Source organism: Dorea sp. AM58-8, from assembly GCF_003464045.1.
GTDB classification, from domain to species: Bacteria; Bacillota; Clostridia; order Lachnospirales; family Lachnospiraceae; genus Claveliimonas; species Claveliimonas ammoniilytica.
On the sequence record NZ_QSDM01000026.1, the window covers coordinates 15,820 to 34,285 of the forward strand.

Annotated in this window: 16 protein-coding genes and 3 pseudogenes; 17 read left to right on the forward strand and 2 right to left on the reverse strand. The window is 56.7% G+C overall.

Annotation, left to right across the window (positions count from 1 at the left end; translation table 11 throughout):
• Window positions 1–32 precede the first annotated feature (32 nt).
• From DXA18_RS13855 to DXA18_RS13935, 17 genes and pseudogenes are all read left to right on the forward strand, one after another.
• A complete protein-coding gene (locus DXA18_RS13855; protein ID WP_118384391.1) occupies window positions 33–1,139 on the forward strand; it encodes a hypothetical protein in 1,107 nt (368 codons plus the stop codon).
• Complete coding sequence (locus DXA18_RS13860) at window positions 1,140–2,144, forward strand: DUF3846 domain-containing protein (protein ID WP_118384392.1); 1,005 nt, start codon at window positions 1,140–1,142, stop codon at window positions 2,142–2,144. It abuts the gene before it with no gap.
• A gap of 91 nt (window positions 2,145–2,235) precedes the next feature.
• Window positions 2,236–2,985 (forward strand): MuF-C-terminal domain-containing protein, encoded by a 750-nt coding sequence (locus DXA18_RS13865; RefSeq protein WP_147345604.1) that lies wholly within the window; start codon window positions 2,236–2,238, stop codon window positions 2,983–2,985.
• Between the two features lie 82 nt (window positions 2,986–3,067).
• A pseudogene (locus tag DXA18_RS16390) lies at window positions 3,068–4,402 on the forward strand (DNA topoisomerase); the annotation flags it as partial.
• Window positions 4,403–4,446: 44 nt separating this feature from the next.
• Window positions 4,447–5,253, forward strand: coding sequence for a type IA DNA topoisomerase (locus tag DXA18_RS16395; RefSeq protein WP_118384394.1), 807 nt, complete (start codon window positions 4,447–4,449; stop codon window positions 5,251–5,253).
• 21 nt (window positions 5,254–5,274) lie between these two features.
• Entirely contained in the window at window positions 5,275–6,033 is a 759-nt protein-coding gene (locus tag DXA18_RS13885) for a DUF4313 domain-containing protein (RefSeq protein WP_118384395.1), read from the forward strand.
• Between the two features lie 149 nt (window positions 6,034–6,182).
• Window positions 6,183–6,713 (forward strand): hypothetical protein, encoded by a 531-nt coding sequence (locus DXA18_RS13890; RefSeq protein WP_117527873.1) that lies wholly within the window; start codon window positions 6,183–6,185, stop codon window positions 6,711–6,713.
• A 24-nt stretch (window positions 6,714–6,737) separates the two neighbouring features.
• Window positions 6,738–7,361 carry a hypothetical protein gene (locus tag DXA18_RS13895; protein ID WP_118384396.1) on the forward strand — a complete coding sequence of 208 codons (624 nt, stop codon included), beginning with the start codon at window positions 6,738–6,740 and terminating at the stop codon, window positions 7,359–7,361.
• A 627-nt stretch (window positions 7,362–7,988) separates the two neighbouring features.
• Entirely contained in the window at window positions 7,989–8,678 is a 690-nt protein-coding gene (locus DXA18_RS17720; RefSeq protein ID WP_442873215.1) for a prealbumin-like fold domain-containing protein, read from the forward strand.
• Window positions 8,648–8,830 (forward strand): annotated as a pseudogene (locus DXA18_RS17725) (hypothetical protein); the annotation flags it as partial. The gene DXA18_RS17720 and the pseudogene DXA18_RS17725, both read left to right, overlap by 31 nt.
• 3 nt (window positions 8,831–8,833) lie before the next feature.
• On the forward strand, window positions 8,834–11,617 hold the full coding sequence (locus DXA18_RS13905) for a VaFE repeat-containing surface-anchored protein (protein ID WP_147345606.1): 2,784 nt from the start codon (window positions 8,834–8,836) through the stop codon (window positions 11,615–11,617).
• A 14-nt stretch (window positions 11,618–11,631) separates the two neighbouring features.
• On the forward strand, window positions 11,632–13,164 hold the full coding sequence (locus tag DXA18_RS13910) for a VaFE repeat-containing surface-anchored protein (protein ID WP_118384399.1): 1,533 nt from the start codon (window positions 11,632–11,634) through the stop codon (window positions 13,162–13,164).
• An 80-nt stretch (window positions 13,165–13,244) separates the two neighbouring features.
• Entirely contained in the window at window positions 13,245–13,886 is a 642-nt protein-coding gene (locus DXA18_RS13915) for a hypothetical protein (protein WP_118384400.1), read from the forward strand.
• 14 nt (window positions 13,887–13,900) lie between these two features.
• A complete protein-coding gene (locus DXA18_RS13920; protein ID WP_158567153.1) occupies window positions 13,901–14,719 on the forward strand; it encodes a class B sortase in 819 nt (272 codons plus the stop codon).
• Between the two features lie 146 nt (window positions 14,720–14,865).
• On the forward strand, window positions 14,866–15,921 hold the full coding sequence (locus tag DXA18_RS13925) for an ArdC family protein (RefSeq protein ID WP_158567154.1): 1,056 nt from the start codon (window positions 14,866–14,868) through the stop codon (window positions 15,919–15,921).
• Between the two features lie 71 nt (window positions 15,922–15,992).
• Entirely contained in the window at window positions 15,993–16,373 is a 381-nt protein-coding gene (locus DXA18_RS13930; protein WP_147345607.1) for a hypothetical protein, read from the forward strand.
• Between the two features lie 24 nt (window positions 16,374–16,397).
• Window positions 16,398–17,180, forward strand: a complete 783-nt coding sequence (locus DXA18_RS13935; protein WP_117786570.1) for a hypothetical protein — start codon at window positions 16,398–16,400, stop codon at window positions 17,178–17,180.
• 67 nt (window positions 17,181–17,247) lie between these two features.
• Here the strand turns inward: DXA18_RS13935 and DXA18_RS13940 are convergent, their stop codons facing one another.
• Entirely contained in the window at window positions 17,248–17,529 is a 282-nt protein-coding gene (locus DXA18_RS13940) for a hypothetical protein (RefSeq protein WP_118384402.1), read from the reverse strand.
• Window positions 17,526–18,466, reverse strand: a pseudogene (locus tag DXA18_RS13945) (hypothetical protein); the annotation flags it as partial. The pseudogene DXA18_RS13945 and the gene DXA18_RS13940, both read right to left, overlap by 4 nt.

Here is an 18,466-nt window from a genome sequence, read left to right on the forward strand (position 1 = left end):
CGGAACTGTTTCTTGAGAAAGGAGGAATGCCTATGGCACCGGTCGGAAAAACATTCGACCCGGAAACCGTTACCGACAAGCAGCTCGTTCAGTACGAACAGGCCATTGACCGTGGCCTAACCGAAGCCGACGCGATGCGCCTTGCTGAACACGAGTACAACGGCTTTCAGGCCAATGCCATCATCGCCGCCGCGCTGAACCCGGCGGTGGGAGAAGACGCGCTGGATGCGCTCGCGACCCCCAAGTACACCGCAGCCCAGATGACGGCCATCGCGAAAATCGCCATCAGGGGCGGAGACTTCACACGCTTCCTAGACCCGCAGATGGACGCACGGCGCATGGAAGCCGCCTATCTGGTCGTGGCGCACGGGGGGAGCGACTTGCCTGTGGAACGTCTCTCTCGCTCCCAGTTGCTCACCATCAACAACCTCCTTCTGCAAGGCATTCTCCCCTATGAGACCGTCCGCGCCATCGCGAAGCCCGCGTTTACCCCTGAGAGCATGGAGGTCATCGCCGCCGCCATGGAAAACGCATGTCATGACCCCTATACCGGTGAGCAATCGCTGACCGAAGCGCAGGTGGCGCGTATCATGAACCCGGACTACAGACCGGAGCAGCAAATCGCCCTCCTTACCGCCATGCGCGGGCAGACCCCGGTTGCAGACCTGAGCGATGCGGACTTTGCGGGGCTGTTCCCGGCTTCCCTTTCCGTAGAGCAGATGAGCGCCTGTACCTATGCCGTGAACCGGTGCGGGTATAACGCGCCACTTCTCATGATGACCATGCAGGCGTGCGCGGACATGAACGCGCAACAGCTCATGGCCGTCTTCGATGCAACGGCGGCAGAGTTTTCCGATGCCACTATGGCAAAGGTCTCCACAATCCTTATGCACACCCCAGCCCTTACCTCCCAGCAGATGCGCTATCTGCTCGCGGAAGCTAGGGACGACACCCCGTTTCAAGCTCTGGAATCCATGAAGGATTATCTGCTGGCACAGGCGGAACCCGAAAAGGCACAGGTTGCCGAAACCGGTGTCAAGTCCGAATCCCGTGACATGGCATCCGGCAAGGAAGCGCTTGCGGAGCGGGCGGGACTCGATGGCACCCCGAAAATCAATCAGAACAAGGAGATGGAATAGATGACCGATAATTTCAAGGAGATAGGTTCCCTGTTCGGCAGGGAAGGCGCGGGCGCAGGTTTCGTCAAACAGACGGATAAGGAGTCCTTCACCTATGCCTTCGCTTGGCCGGAGGGGGATACTTGGGCAACCCTCACCGGATACCTGAATCTTGATGAGCAGCCGGAGGAGTACGTGCGCCGCGTGCTGCAAGACGGCGGATTCCGCTCCGATTGGGGCAACCCGGATTACGACCCCATCGGTGATTTCAAGGAGACAGCCGGTGACGAATACCGGATTCCTCTCCTGAAAGTCCTGCTCCGGGAGCAGCTGGAAAGCCGCTACGAGGTCGCAAACCATTTTTCGACGATGAACCGCGCCCGCGTGGAGCTTTCCGCCTTTATCCAGAGCGAGGGCGGCGCACCGCTTCCCGAAGACGCGCTCGGTACTCCCGAAGAACAGGGTATCCGTGCCATGCTCATCGCCACCGGCGAACCTCCGCGTGAGGTGACCCTTCTGCCGGATAAAAACGGCTCCACCTTGAAATCACTGCAAGCACTGGTGGGTGGAAATATCGAGACTTTCGATATCGCTTTCGGCGAGGAGGTTTCCCTTTACGTGAACGAGGAGGGTCTGTTCACCTGCCCGCCAAATCGTGCCATTTTCGCCACCGAGGAGATGGCAAAAGCCGGGTATCTCTCCCAGCTCGATTACTCGAAGGTCGTGGAGATGGGGGATTTCTACACCGTTCTAAACGGCGATATCGTAGCCGTGGGCTTCGACCCGGAGACCGGGGAGAGCCGGTCGCTCACGGATGGGGAGACTGCCCGCGTGGAAGGGTACTTCACCGTTATCAGTAGACCCGGAAGCGGGGCGAAGGCTGTCGACGATATCCGGCACGGTATCACTCCGGGCAGCTACGACATTTCCGTGGAGAGCCACGACTGCACATCCGGCAGGAACGCGCTCGCGGCGGATGCACCTGCAAGGGATGCGCCCGGAAAGGATGACCAGAACATCGAATAGAACACGAAGTGACAAAAAACAGAAAGACAGGATGCCGCATCCCGTATGGGAGCGGCATCTCCACAAATGTGAAAAAGAACGGGAGGTGCGAATGATGAAAGCAGAAAAAGGCTCCAAGATTATCATGACCATCTGCGAGTACGAGAACTCCGTGGCAATGCCTGATAATGAACGCCTGACCTATCTCGACACGTGCGGTATCGCCCGCCTTAAGGATGGGAACGGAAATGTAAAAGCACAAGAAGCCTATGCGAACAGATGCAGCGAGTACCTGCGGTTCGGACACGAAGTTGACCTTGCCGCCTGCGGCGTATACAGCCCCTACGATGCCCTGAAAGTCTGCGACACGCCGGAGATATTCTTGAAGACCGGGTTCGAGCAGCGCCCCATGCTCTATACGCAGAAGCATCTCTTTCACGCTCTCACGCCGAAATCCGATTACAACCCCCACCGGCACGGCTTCTCCATCGAACAGGTAAAGCGCTTTCCCGAGCTTCTTGCTTCCCCGGTGGTTCTCGCCAACAGCCCGACCAGGGACGATGTTCTGCTTGCCATCCTTCTCGCGACCGATGCCTACGACACCCCGCTCATCGCGGGCATCAAGCCGGACGGTGCGGGGAACTACGGAGGGCGCGAAGTGGAGACGAATATGGTCTTGAGCGTCTACAGCAGGCAAAACTTCATCCGTTACTTCGCCCTGTTACGGGATATGAATGCCTTCGTGTTCGTAAGCGGCAGGAAAATCGAAGCGCTCGAAGACCTATCCGGGCTTCCGCTTGCAGAAAATTGCTCCGGTCTCGATATTGACAGGATTCTGCAACGCCCGAAGTGCCTTGGATAGATACGCAGACTGCTAACGATTACCGGCTGGATAGGGGATATTAACCTTCGTCCCTTGAATGAAGCAGAAAGGAGAAAGCCATATGAGCAAATTAGTCATCGCGGAGAAGCCAATGCTCGCCCGCGATATCGCCCGCGCCATCACGGGAAAAGAGGTGTCCGAAAGCGCCCGCCTTCCCATCTCGGGAAACGGCTACACGGTCTGTGCCTGCGCCGGCCACCTTTTGGAACTGGTAAAACCTGATGCCATCGACCCCAAATGGGGAATGCCTTGGAGCCTTGATGTACTCCCTATCGAGGTTCACGACTGGCCGAAGGAACCGGCGGTCGATAAGAAGACCGGAGAGAGTAAGAAGCCCCTCATAGACCAGATTGCGGGACTCCTTAAAACTTGCGATTCCGTCATCGCCGCCGGTGACCCGGACGATGAGGGGCAGCTTATCGTGGACGAGCTTTTGGACTACCTCGGCTACGCCGGTAAGGTCGAGCGCGTCTACGTGAACGACAACATCGAGAAGAACATCGTGAGGGCATTCGACAAGCTCGTGTCCAACGACTCCTGCCGTGGTGCCGGGAACGCCGCCTATGCCCGACAGATGGCGGATATGTGCTTCGGCGTGAACGAGACGAGACTCGCCACCAAGCGTCTCGACGGCCTGTTCACCGTCGGACGCGTGCAGACCCCGACGCTGGGGCTTGTGGTGAAACGCGACGAAGCCATCGCCCACCACGTCACCCGAAAGTTCTACGAGCTGTTTGCAAGCGGTGATTCGGATGCCGGTAAACTCACCTTCAAGTATCTGCCGGGAAAGGAGCTGCTTGCCGGTGAGAAGCATCTGTTCGAGCGGCATACGCTGGAAGCCCTTAAGGAAAAGCTCGACGGACGCGACCTGCACTTTGAAACGACCGTATCGAAAAAGCAGGAGAACCCGCCGCTTCCCTACAACTTGACCGTGCTGCTTTCCGACATGAGCGAGCGCTTCGGCTTCACTGCCGCCGAGACTCAGCAAATCACGCAGGATTTGCGTGATAAGTACAAAGCCATCACCTACAATCGCTCCGATTCCCAATACCTCAAGGAAGAGCACCGAGAGCAGGCACCGGCAGTCCTTGCGCAGGCGATGAAGAACCTCGGTGTGCGCTGGCCTTTGGATTACCGGCTCCACTCCAAGGCGTTCAACGATGGGAACGTGACCGCCCACCACGGCATCATCCCGCAGGAAGCGGATGCGCCCGTGTCCGCGATGGAACCGGACGAAGCCAAGGTCTACACCGCCATCTGCGAGCGCTATGCGATGCAATTTCTTCCTCCCGCCGTGTACGACGTGAGCGAGAGCACGGTAAGCGTGGACGGCGGAACGCTTAAGCTCACAGCGAAGCGCCTTTCGGACGCGGGGTTCACGGCTGTCTTCCCGAACGTCTCGAACAGCCGTGTCAGAAAGGATTCCGATACGGGGAACCCATGGTTCCCGCAGGAAGCCACACCCTTGCCGGTATCTCCTGCTCAATCACGGAAGGGGAGACCACCCCGCCCGCACCCTATACGGAGGGCACCCTCATCACAGACATGGCATCCATCGCGAAGTACGTCAAAGACCCGGAAATCCGGGAAATCCTTAAGCGTAAGGATGACGGCAAGAAGGGCGAACACGGCGGTATCGGAACGACGGCCACCCGCTCCTCCATCATCGAGGGTCTGAAAACCCGTGGCTACCTTGAGGAACGAAAGGGAAAGGTTCGAGCAACCGATAAGGCCAAGGCGTTCTACGCACTCCTCCCGCCGGAGATTCGCGGTGCAGACGTGACCGCAAGATGGTGGCTCATCCAACAGGATATCGCAGACGGCAAGGCGGACGTGAACGCCCTGCAAGATTCCGTCATCGAGGTCTTCAATCACCACCGCGAGACCGCCTACGTGGGCGCATCCATCGCAGGTACCGGAAAGACCGTAGTGGGCAAGTGTCCGAGGTGCGGCAAGGACGTTATAAAGACCGGCTCCATCTACGCCTGCTCCTCCATCAAGAACGAGAAGCAGGAAGACGGCACTTGGAAGGAGGTCGCGGGCTGCGGGTTCAAGCTGTTTGGCTTCTGCACCAAGAAGTTCACCGAGAAGCAGGCCGCATCCCTTCTTGACGGGAAGGCGGTCTCGCTAAGGGGCTGCAAGTCCAAGGCCGGAAAGACCTTCGATTGCACAGTCGTTCTTCAAAAGGACGGGTCGGTAGAACCTATTTTCACACCGAGAAAACCCACGAAGAAAGGCCGCAGGTAGCGGCAGAAAGGAAGGAATGACATGGCAACACTCCTATCACCGGATATGCTTCCCGAAGATATTCGGAACATGGATTTCGGGCAGGCTTCCATGCCCCACGCGTCAGAAGCCCAGACCCCAGAAGCGCCCTACGATACGACCACATCCGCACCAGACCGCCCTGCCATACCACTCTCCCCGGACATGCTTTCCGGGAACCTGCGAGGAAACGATAGTGAGAAATCGGGCATCGAGTTCTCCTTCGATGCTTTCGGATACACCCAGCAGGTCGAACTCGTCAGGGAGTCCTATGCGGACGGCAACCTTGCAGTGACCGCCTATCTCTCCGACCCAACCGACGAATCGTTCGGACAGCCTTGGAGCAGCGTTACCGTGAACTTCGGTTCCCCACTGCAACAGGACGCGACCGTTTTCCTCGACACCAATAACATGGGAGAAGCGATGCTCTCGAAAATCTCCCAGCTCGGAGCCTTCACCGGCCAGTTCATGCTTTCGGGATTCTGCTCCTACCCGGCCTTCACCTTCGATACCGAAGTCATGGGCAATATGCGCGACTTAAACGAGTTCGCATCGGCAGACCACAGCAGCCTTGCCGAGATGCGGGGCGCGTGCCACGCGGCACTCGAAAACGTATACGGCAGCGAGTTCACGGATGCCTTGGAAAGCGGTTACGACCTGAACGCCGAATCCCATGACTGCGCTTCTGGAAGCGCCGTGCTCGAAACCTGCGATACGACCCGCGCGGAACAACCCGCGAACCATGTGAAGGGGGTGCGATAGGCATGAGCCGCTTTCACTCGAACCGGACTTGCATCCGTTCGCCGACAGCTATCCCAAGCAGCCAAAACACACCATTGTGCTAAAATCGGGTACCGTATACACACCGCGCGGGACTACCCGTTCCGCACAGACAGAAAGGATGAAAAAACATGCCCAAGAAGACACCGGAGCCAGAGCAGGCTCCCAAGGCAGACAACTACGCCAAAATCAACATGCCCGCCGCCTTCCTCACGCCCCACGACATTCAGACAAGTGACGGGCGCACCTTTGAGAAGTGCTTCGTTTCCTTCCCCAAGGGGACGAAGGTGAACGGCATCGACGTGAGCGGCTTCTCAACCGATGTGTTCCTCTCCAACTACATGAAGAAGGACATGCTTGAGAAGGGACGCGCCACGGTCTCGTTCAAGAAGGACGAGCCGGTGCCCATCTGGACGGGTAAGAAGGACGATGCCGAGCACCCGTATCAGCGCTACGAGGTGAAGGCCACCGACCTCACCCACGCACTCAAGGTGGCGCAGGATGCCTATAAGGCCGGTAAGGCCGCAGAGCGTGCCGCCGCCAAGGACGGCGTGAGCCTTGCGGGGGAAGCACGCGACATGGAGACCGGGAAGGACGCGCTCGCAGGCGATGACCCCGCCAAGTCCACCAAGTCGCGAACCGGGCAGGATATCGCCCAGTAGTACAGAGGAAAGAGGTGACAGTTCATGGTAATCGAGGTGCTCTACAAGTCCTTCCGCTACGAGAAGTTCGACTCATCCGCCCAGACGAACTCCGAGCCGTTCCGCGCGAAGGGAACGAACATCCTTACCGACTGGAACCTCTACCTCGGTGCCCTTGAGGAAAACGGCATCATTCTCGCAGAGCACTGGTATGACGGAAATCCGCAGCACGCAGGCGGACAGGTGACCCTTGAGGGCACCAAGGTTCCCGCCGCCACCCGTCAGGTCGGGAGCGCCATGCTCCTCGTCTCGCCAGATGAGCTGGACGATGTAGTCTGGCTCAAGAAGGACGGCGAAAAGCTCCTGTGGCGGGAGGGCGATGAGCTGATAAACGGCGAGCGGTTCTTCGCCATGGAGCAGCTGTGTTACTCCGATGCCACAGTGCAATCCATCAACCGTCGCGCCATCGCCGTGTTCGACTACTTGAAACATGCGCACCCGACATACTCGGATGATGAGATTGCCCGCATCATGGGCTACACCGAATCCGCCATCGAGCGCATCCGCGATGCAGAAATCTCTCAGGACGAGGGCTTCGCAGACGATGATGGGGAAGGGCAAAACGAGGAAAACAATACCGGGGCTATCGGCAGATATGACTTCGGTTAGAGATAGAACGCAACGAGAAACGCAGTTCAAACGAACCACCAACGAAGCTACAGAAAACCACGCAAACAAGGAAGGAGAAAAGAACACATGAAGATTCTCGGACGAATCAAGAAATCTAAGGTGCTCACTGCGGTCATGACCGCAGTGCTCATCTTCCAATCGGCCTGCCCCACCGGGCTTGCCTATGCCGCGCAGAAATCGGGTGTTAGCGCCTATTCTGCCGGTCAGACCATCGACCAAGCACTCGGTGCCACCAAGACGGTCGAGTCCGTGCTCTCCCAGCACGAGAACGACGAGTATTACCTCACCACGCCATACGGCAACAAAGGGCCTCATGGCGAGGGCGGCGCAATCGACACTTGGGACTGCTGGAAACCGAAGGGCGAGTACGGTAGCGGTGCCTATATGAACTGCACCGGTTTTGTGGTTGCCGTCCTCCGTGCCTGTGGAGCGGATACATCCATCATCGGAAACTATACCGCCAAGGACGGCTACAACAGGGGTAACGAGACGAACGCATCTAAATGGGATGAGTATTGTCGCGACAACAATGCCGTCAGCTACACATTCAGCTCCAAAGAGCAGATGCTCGCGTCCGGTATCCTTGAGAAGGGCGATATCATCTACATGGAGCCGGCGGACTGGAATCATAGCAATTCAGACTGCCATATCGGCTTCTTCTGGGGCAGCAACAGCTCGGAAGACCTTTTCTGGCACTCTTCCAGCCACGCAGACGGAATTGTAAAGGGCTATTTCCCGAACTCCGCAGGCGGCAACGTGATTTCCAAAATCACGCCCAAGTATCCCGTTCGCTACTACCGTGTCATCAAGACGTTGCACAAGGGATATCTGACACTGCATAAGGACTCCTCAAATAAGACCCTTACCGATGCCAATGACTGCTATTCCCTCGCAGGTGCCGAATATGGGGTCTACACTGACTCCAACTGCTCGAACAAGGTAGCGACCCTTACGACGAACGCAAGCGGGAACGCGAACACCGTCTCGCTCAATCCCGGACGCTACTATGTGAAGGAGACCAAGGCTCCCAAGGGATATTTCACCGATTCGCAGGTTTACACCGCAGATGTTTCCGGCGCGAATCGCGAATCCTCGCCTGTGAAGCTCTCAGTCAGCGACAATCCCGCAAATGACCCTATGAGTATGCTTCTCGGTAAATTCGACGGCCAGAAGACCTATAACGGCGCCGGTAACCTCCCGCAGGTTCCGCCACCCTTGCAGGTGCCGAGTTCACCGTCGATTACTACGCCACCCTTGACTACAAGAGCTACGATGACCTTAAGAACGCCGACGTGAAGCCGATGCGTTCTTGGACGTTTAGTACAGACTCCAACGGTTTCTGTAGCTTTGACATTGCTCATTTTGTCTCTGGCGATGCCTTCTGGTATCGACTTGATGGGACTCCTGCACTTCCACGTGGCACCGTTGTCATACGTGAGACTAAAGCCCCAATGGGCTACGTAAAGTCTGATGAAGTGTCTTTCCAGAAGATTCAGGAAAACAATTCCGTTGAAGGTGTTATCACCTACAATGCCCCGGAGGTTGCCGAGCAGGTCTACCGTTCCGATATCGAGTTCACTAAGAAATCCGACAACGGTTCCGACCGCCTTGCAGGCGTGCCCTTTAAGGTGACCTCCCTCACTACCGGCGAGTCCCACATCGCCGTGACCGACGAGAACGGCTATTTCAGCTCCGCGTCCTCTTGGAACGCGCATGACTCGAACACCAACGCGAACGATTGGGCGCTGACCGCAAGCGACACCATCGACAGCACGAAGCTCGATGCTAACGCCGGTTTCTGGTTCGGCAACAACAGCGTGCTCGATGGGAACGGCACCACTTCCACCTCCGATGCCGTCAAGGCGGACAACAAGCTCGGTGCCCTGCCCTTTGACACCTATTCCGTCGAAGAGCTTCGCTGCTCCGCTAATGAGGGCTATGCGCTCATCAACACGACTGTTACTGTGACCCGTGATGCCAAGACCATCGACCTCGGCACCTTCGATGACCCGGAGCCGGAAATCCACACCACCGCCTACGACGCTTCTGATAGCGACCATTACGTTGGGGTCGGCACCGTCAAGATTTCCGACAAGGTAGAGTACAGCCATCTCGTCGCGGGTAAGACCTACACCGTCATCGGTGAGCTGCATGATGCCGCTACCGGCGATGCCGTCACGGTTAACGGTCAGGCTATCACTGCCGAGAAGACCTTCACGGCTGAGGACTCCGCAGGTTCCGTCACGCTTGACTACGCTTTCGATTCCTACGACCTCAAGGAGAAGACCCTCGTGGTCTATGAGACGCTTACCGATGCAAAGGGTGCGAAGCTCGCCGAGCATAGGGATAAATCCGACGTTTCCCAGCAGGTGACCGTGCTCACGCCGAAGCTCTCGACAAGCGCCGTGGGCGATGCGGACAACAGCAAGTCCGTCACCGCTGAGGATGATGTTACCGTTACCGATTATGTCCGTTACACCGGGCTTACCGCCGGGCAGACCTACACGCTCACGGGAACCCTTATGGACAAGTCCACCAAGAAGGCTTTCGTGGATGCCGACGGCAACCCCGTCACCGCGACTGCTGAGTTCACGGCGGAAGCCGAAAGCGGTACCGCGACCGTGACCTTCACCTTCAATGCCAGCAGCATCAAGACCGGCACCAAGCTCATCGCCTTCGAGACCCTTTCCACGAACGGTATCGAGATTGCCGACCACAAGGATATCAACGACATTGACCAGACCGTTACCGTGAAGGCTCCCGTTATCGGCACCACCGCCGTCGATGCTGCCGACGGTGACAAGACGGTTACGGGCGAGGAAAATGTCGCCGTCCGCGATACCGTCCACTACAACAACGTGACCCCCTGCAAGACCTACAAGGTCATCGGTACCCTCTACGAGAAGGTTCTTGACAAGAACGGAAAGGTCACGAAGAAGGTATTCAAAGACAAGGACGGTACCCCCGTCACTGCGGAAGCAAACTTTACCGCAGAGGACTCCTACGGAAACGTCGATGTGACCTTCTACTTCGATGGCAGTTCGCTCAAGGAAGGTACCTCTCTCGTTGCCTTCGAGTCCCTGTCCTACAACGACAATGAGATTGCTTCCCATGCCGACGTGAATGATTCCGGCCAGACTGTCATCATCACGAAGCCCAAGCTCTCCACTACCGCAACGGATGCCCTTGATGGTGATAAGAACCTCATTGGTGAGGATAATGCCACCATCGTCGATACCGTCCATTACATGAACGTGACCCCCGGCAAGACCTACAAGGTTTCCGGCACCCTCTACGAGAAGGTCACCGACAAGGACGGCAAGGTCACCAAGAAGCAGCTCCTCGATGCCGACGGCAACCCCGTCACCGCCGAGACCGAGTTCATTCCCGAAACCGCTTTCGGTGATGTGGATGTGACCTTCGCCTTCGACGCGTCCGACCTCAAGGCCAAGGACAAGGTGGTCGCTTTCGAGTCCCTGTCCCTGAACGGCAAGGAACTTGCGAGCCATGCCGATATCGAGGACAAGTCCCAGACCGTCACCATCACGAAGCCCACGCTTTCCACCACTGCCGTGGACGGCTTGGATGCGGACAAGAACCTCATCGGTGAGGGCGATGTTACTATCGTCGATACCGTGAAGTACAAGAACGTCACTCCCGGCAAGACCTACAAGGTCACCGGCACCCTCTACGAGAAGGTCACCGACAAGGACGGCAAGGTCACCAAGAAGCAGCTCCTCGATGCCGACGGCAACCCCGTCACCGCCGAGACCGAGTTCGTTCCCGAGGACACCTACGGCACCGTCGATGTGACCTTCGCCTTCGACGCGTCCGACCTCAAGGCCAAGGACAAGGTGGTCGCTTTCGAGTCCCTGTCCCTGAACGGCAAGGAACTCGCGAGCCATGCCGATATCGAGGACAAGTCCCAGACCGTTACCATCACGAAGCCCGAAGTCGGCACCACCGCCAAGGACGGTCTCGACGGCAATAAGACCGTCGTTTCCGATACCGAGGTTTCAGTGGTCGATACCGTGAAGTACAAGAACGTCACTCCCGGCAAGACCTACAAGGTTTCCGGCACCCTCTACGAGAAGGTCACCGCCAAGGACGGCAAGGTCTCCAAGAAGCAGCTCCTCGATGCCGACGGCAACCCCGTCACCGCCGAGACCGAGTTCGTTCCCGAGGACACCTACGGCACCGTCGATGTAACCTCACTTTCGATGGGTCGCTTCTGAAGGACAACACACCGGTGGTCGCTTTCGAGTCCCTGTCCTACAAGGACAAGGAGATTGCTTCCCATAGCGATATCGAGGATGAAGACCAGACGGTCACCATGCACACCTCCGAGATTGGTACCACAGCCACGGACAAGCTCGATGGTGACAAGACCGTCATCGCCGATGCCGAGTCCACCGTCACCGACAAGGTGGAGTACGACCATGTGCTCACCGGCAAGGCTTACACCATGGCCGGTATCCTGATGGATGCAAAGACCGGTCTTCCCGTACTGACCGGCGAAGGCGCGAAGAAGTATACCGAGGATGACCTCATCAAGTTCACCTCCGGCCTGATGAACGTGCTTGGCTTCCAGTCGAACACCTACTCCATCAAGGTCAAGGGCAAGGACTGGGGCAACGGTGCCGCCATCGTGAAGAACGCGGACGGTTCCTACACCTATGATGCTTCCGAGCGCACCGAGAACGAGGACGGCACTTGGACTGTCAAGACCGACACCCAGACTCTCACCGAGCAGGAAGATGGCACTTGGAAGCTCACCGGTCTGGAGGGTAGCGGCAGCGCCACCGCAGACGGCGGCACAAGCTACGTCCGTAATATCGAGGAGACCTACAAGGCCGATGAGGTCGAGGTCACTGATAACGGTATCGACTGGTCGAACGCAAAGAAGCTCCCGACCGCTTCCATTGACCTCGCCAAGGTCAAGGCATATGCCGAGGAGAACAAAGACCTCCTCTCCTGCCTTGTCTACAAGACGGCGGAGTTCACCCCTGAGAAGGAGTCCGGTTCCATCGACATGGACTACACCTTCAACTCCAACGACGTTATCGACCGCCTGTCCGGCGAGACCAAGAACCTCGTGGTCTTTGAGGTCATGTTCAAGGGCAGCATCGAGAACGCTTCCGATGAGACTCCCGTTTCCATCGTCGCGAGCGAATGCGATAAGGACAACGAGGGACAGACGGTAAAACTCGCCCCGAGTACCATCGGTACCACTGCGACTGACAAGTCCGACGGTGACCATGAACTGATGGCTGGCAAGGATGCCGTCATCACTGACGAGGTGAAGTACGAGGGTCTTATTCCCGGCAAGGAGTACACGCTCCATGCCACGCTCATGGATAAGAAGACCGGCGAACCTTTGAAGGTTGCCGACAAGGGCGTGACCGCCGAACTCAAGTTCACGCCGAACAGTGAGAGCGGCACGGTCTCCATCAACCTCGGCGAGTTCGATGCAACCTCCCTCGACGGTCATACACTGGTTGTCTTCGAGGAGCTGACCAAACAGAGCGATATCGACGGCAAGACCACGGACGTTACCGTGGCGGAGCATAAGGATATCAACGACGAGGGACAGTCCGTGACCGTCACCTCGACCCCGGCAGGCTCCACCTACGGAAAGACCGGCGTTGACATGACGAACATCGCCATCGCCATCGGCATCCTCCTGATTGCCGCAGGCTGCGCGACCGCTTACGGCATCAAGAGCCGCAAGACCACCAAGGGCGATGCGGACGAGAGCGCAGAGGATAACACCGAAGCCTAGTGCCCGTAACGCCTGAAACCGGCAGGGTGCCAGCTCTTCGGCACCCTGCCTTCCTTTTAATTTGAAAGGGGGATACACCCATGAAGGACGATAAAGAGAACGATATCGAGATGAACGACGGAGATTCCACCGAATCACCTGCGGATGGGAACAACATGCACGCGAACCCGGAAAGCGAGAAGAAGCCGCATAACCGGAAGGTCATTGCCGCCATCTGCGGCCTTGCTCTCGTCGCGCTCATCGGCGGCGGTGCCTATTATGGCATCGGCCACCAAACCGATGCAGATTCCAAGGCCGAATCCGTGCAGGCGAATGATTCCAAGGAAAGCGGTTCCGACGCGTCTGCGAAGGACGGCTCTAAGAGCAAAGAGAAGTCTCACACCCACGACTGGTCTATCACCTACAAGACCGTCCACCATGACGCTGTGACGCACACGGAGCACGTGGCACCCGTCTACCAGAACCTGACCACCTACCATACCGTTTGCAATGAGTGCAAGCAGGTCATCGACGGCAAGGCCGATGACCACATCAAGCAGACCGGTCACTCCGGCTACTCCACCAACGTCCCCATCACCGATGAGGTCATGGTGAGCGAGGGCTATGATAAACAGGTCACCGACACCCCGGCTTACGATGAGACGGTCATCGACAAGCTGGTCTGCACCACCTGCGGAGCGACGAAGGATGCCCCGCAGGCCACATCGGATGCCGCCAAGTAATTCAGATGGCCAGATTGGGAAATCATAACCGGAAATCCCGTGCGGCTTTTGCGGCAGCGGCGGTCTTCTTGGCCGTCGCTGCCATCCTTTTCGGCGTGCTGCTTCATTTCTATCGGGATGCAAGTCCCTCACCGTCACCAAACGGCACGCCGCAGGAAACCGCCACGGAAAGCGCAGGTGGTCGGGAATCCGAGTTCCCTACTGTTGATTGGGATTACTGGAAGAGCGTGAACGGGGATGTTATCGGATGGATAACCGTGCCGGGGACGGATATCAACCATCCCATCCTGCAAGCTCACGCATCCGACCCGGATTACTACCTGCATCACGATATCTACCGAAACTACAACCCCTTGGGTGCGCTCTATCTCGACGCAGAATGCGAGAAGGAGGGCTTTCAAAGTCCGAATGCCGTCATCCTCGGACACAGCCTGACCCTCGGGAACGCGGTCACCTGTTTCGGCAACGTCCAACGGTATAGCGATAAATCCTTCGCTTCTGAGCATCAGACGGTACTCATCCAAACCCCAAACACCAAGATGCGCTACACCGTGCGCTTCGCGAATATCGTGAAGGGATGGGAGCCGACCAAACGGACGGTCTTTGCCGGTGATTCGGATTTTCGGAACTGGTACGATTCTTCGCGAGAATCTGCCGCCATGGTACTCGATACCAATTCCGAACCGAATCAGGTCATCTCCCTCGTCTCCTGCTCCTATAACTTCTGGAAGCAGAATGAGCGGACGGTCGTGACCACCAGTATCGACCAAAAACAGGCGCAAACGGAAACTGTTTCGACCGAATCCCGTCAGACTGGCTCTGGTGCCGAATAAGGACAGGTTTCAATCTGTTCGCACTCACGCTACAAACCTACCGCCAAGACCCCGCAGATTCGATTCTGTGGGGTCGTTTTCTTAGAGCATGTCGGAAAAGCGGCAGCTATCGTATAATTTTAATGAGCTTTCCCGGAAAGGAGACCATGATGAAATCTAAGCAGAAGCAGACTCCTACGGAGATTATTGAGAACCAGCGTCAGGCGGTCGTTGAGAAAATCATCGAGGACATGAAGCGCGACGGGCTTCGTTGGGCAGAACCGTACCTGCCCTCCCTAACACCGCACAACCCCGTCTCCGGCACCGTGTATCAGGGCGGAAACCGCGTGCATCTTGGCTTCATCGGGTTCATGCGCGGCTACACGGACAACCGGTGGGCTACCTTCAACCAGATAAAGGATGCCGGTTGGCATGTGAAAAAAGGTGCCAAGTCCGCGCTCATCGAGAAATGGAAACAGTTCTCCTTCTACAAGGAAAACGAGGATACCGGTGAGAAGGAGCTTGCGGGACGCTATCCGAAGCTCGTCGGCTATTGGAACGTCTTCAATGCGGAAGATATCGAGGGCATCCCGCCTGAAAACTCCCCCGTCCACCAGAATGACCGGACAGCCATCATCGCCCAGAACCTTGAAGAATCTTCCAGATGCCCAGTCATCGAGAGCAGCAGCTACCTCGGAAGTGCCGCCTACTCTCCGGCCACAGACCGCATCGTCATCGCCCCGCGAGAGACCTTCCGCTCGGACGAAGCGTTCACCCGCGTCCTGCTGCATGAGATGACCCACTCCACTGGACACCCTTCCGCCCTCGCCCGTGAACTCGACACCCGCTTCGGAAGCCCTTCCTATGCTGAGGAAGAGCTGGTCGCGGAGCTTGGAAGCCTTTTCCTTTCCGCAGACCTCGGTATTCAGAGCACCGATTTGGAGGGCGAGTTCTACGAGAACCACGTCTCCTATCTGCAATCTTGGATGAATGCATTGGAAAACGACCCTTCCTATCTCTTCAAAGCCGCATCGAAAGCCGACCATGCGGACACCTTCATCATGGAGCGTTACGAGGAGGAACTGGGAAAGAACATTGAGATTGACGCACCGGAACTGGAAGAGGAGGTGTCGCTCGCCGGAGAGAGTCATGATATGGCAAGCGCATCCGAACACCAGCCGGAAAGCGAGATGCCGGAACCTGCCCTTGCTGCCGTCCTGTAGCCGTGTGCCCGCGCCGAAAGAGGAACATGCGTTCAATTAACGTATTGCCGTAATACTGGCATTATAGTATAATGGTAACATATGATAACAGCCATCTGGCAGAAAGGACGATAGGTATGGCAGAAATGGAAAAGAAACCTTGGCGCTTCACCATCGAGTTCGATGAGGAGAAGGCAAAAAGGAACGGCTACAACGTAGATGACCTCTACGACTGTGTGGGAAAATATGCGGAGCAAATGGGTAACGTCCGCATCGGACTTGGTACTTGGCAGGCAAAGAACCGCAAGGTGCAGTTCGGAGCGCAGTGTCCTGTTTGCGCCGCCCTTTCTAAACAGCCTTGGGTCATGCAGAACATTAAGTCTTGGCGTACCTATGAGGATATGAATGAACCGGAGGGCGAAGACTACCTACAGGTAATCCGGGATATCAGCCCGAAACGCATTTACGACTAGTCGCATTCGTACTTAGGATTCCAGATGGAACTTGATAGGAAAGCATTTCACTTCGACCTAGACAACGAGTCTGTTAAACGCTTCTATACCGGTAAAAGGAATGCATGGTCAGATATTCAGGACTTTCTGGAATCCCATAGCTTTGAGAAGCCGCAATATTCTGGATATGAATCGGCAGAAAATATCGTCATGTCCTATCAGCGTGCTTATGGCACCATAGATGAGATGATGTACAAGTTTCCTTGGTTCCAAAAATGCGTGAAAGCGGCCACCTTCACGGAAATCGGTGAAAGCTACGATGTGAAGGAGTTTCTTGAGAATGGGATGCAACTATCACTTCCCCTCCGCCCCGACACCCGCAAGGAGCTTCACTTCGACTTGGGAATGGCTGCGCTCAGTGAGAATTACGGCTCCATCAGGCCGAATGCTTGGCGCGGCGCTTGGACGCTTATCCGCATTTTCATGGAACGCAACGGATTCGTCCACACCCAGTTTTCCGGGTATGAGTCGAAAACGGTAATGGCGATTGACAGGGCAATGGCCGTCATGGAGGAATTGCAACAGAGATATCCTTGGTTCAAGGACTCCCTTCTCGCCGCATCGCTCACCGAGGTCGGCGAACGCCACGATGCCCTCTCCTATATCAAGGGTTCCAGTGGCATCATCGTTCCGGTTCCCACCCATTCGCTTGGGCTTGAAGAGCCGGATTTCTTCGGTTCCGAAATCGGTGATATGAAGAGTGCGACCGCAGAGCTATCGAAACGGAACGGGTCGGAACCACCGAAAGACCTGAACAAGGCGCATTAGAAAAAGCCCCGGCCATTTGGTCGGGGCTTTCCTTGCCTGAAATAGACGATTGCCTTGCTCTTTCTAGTTACTTCGTGGCACCGCAGGAAGAGCACTTGTACCCGGTGGTCACGGTCTCGTCCCATGCCTTGCTCACCAGCACTTGCTCGTCCCATGCTGCTTTGTCGGTCACAGTTTCATAATACCCTTGCTTTACAGTCACATAGGTAGAGTGATAGCTTCCGCAATTACCACCATTCATAAGAGAGTTGTTAATATGTCCCCATGGGTCTGACGTAATATCCGCACCGCACTGGTTGCAGATATAGTGTTCCTCCGTTACCGGGTCATGCCATACCTGATGCGTCACCGCGTCATGGTGGACGGTCTTGTACTGAGCGTCGTGATGGACGGTCTTTGTCTGGCTACCCAGTTGTGCTGATGCGCCGGGGTGTCATCCTTTTTCGATGAGCTGCCTGAATTGGTGTTCGAGCCGGAGTTGCTGCTGTTGCCACCATTCGGCTTGCTATCGGATTTTCCCTCGTCTTTCTTGGAGGATGAATTGCTCTTGTTTCCAGAGTTATCGGAGCTGCCTGTGGCCTTCCCATCATCTTTCTTGCTATCGGAGGTCTCCGGTGTCTTCGCATCGGACTTGTCCTCCTTGGCGGTCTCCTCAGCCTTCTCGGTCTCCTTCTCGACGGCATCCGTATCGGCATTCGGGTTCTTCTTGATGTTGTCCTCGAACTTCTTCACGACCTCGGCACCCTTGTCTCCGGTCAGAGTAGAATCGCCCTTCTTCACGGCTGCTGCAACATCCTTGGCGATGGCGGTCAGGTCATCCTTCGTCACCTTATCCGCATCCACCTTGTTGAAAGTCACACCCGTGCTGGCCGTCTTCTTGTCGGCCTTCCCGGCGGTAACCTTCTTCGATGACACCTTATAGATGGAACCGTCGGCGTTCACCGGTGAAATGAATGTGACGGTATAGGTGCCGGACTTGCCGACCTTCACAGTCACCTGTTTATTCGCGTCGATAGCGGTGTAGAAGTCCACCTCGCCGTCCGCTCCCTCGATATGCGCGATGACGGGCGTGGATGTGTTCGCATCCCAGCCGTCAGCCTTTACCTCAAGGGTAAGTACCATGTCCTGCTTCTCATCGTCCTTTGACTGGGACACCGCAGGGGCATTGGAATCTCCCGTCCAACTGGCATGTGAGATGGCGTAAGCCCCGCCGCCGATGAGAAGCGCCGCACAGAGGATTCCCGCACCAGCCACGCAGACCTGCTTACGGGAGAACTCGCGCCCGA